The 239-nt window shown below is 51.9% G+C and carries 1 protein-coding gene; it reads right to left on the bottom strand.

What is annotated here, in order from left to right; genetic code table 11:
• Nucleotides 1-239, bottom strand: a 239-nt coding sequence (locus IQ282_RS00060) for a DUF7507 domain-containing protein (RefSeq protein ID WP_194849919.1), incomplete at both ends; no start/stop codon positions are given.

The following is a 239-nucleotide window of genomic DNA, read 5'->3' as shown; positions in this document are numbered from 1 at the left end:
TCCCGATAGATCCGTGATGTCTCCATCATTTGGTGTCGTTCCAGTTGCAGTTGCCTGATTGGTCACTCCGCTGTTATCTATATCAGATTGCTGGATCGTGTAGGTTCCAGTAAAGGTCGTACTGTCTACTCCACTTGGGCCTGGGGGAAGTGTGGCGATTGGACCACCTGATAAACTACCGTTCGGTGCTACCAACAACGGGTCGGTGATGCGAACGTTGGTAAGCGTCGTTGATCCCG

It is taken from the genome of Nonlabens antarcticus, assembly GCF_015356755.1.
GTDB lineage: Bacteria > Bacteroidota > Bacteroidia > Flavobacteriales > Flavobacteriaceae > Nonlabens > Nonlabens antarcticus.
This window is presented reverse-complemented; position numbering and strand designations above follow the sequence as displayed.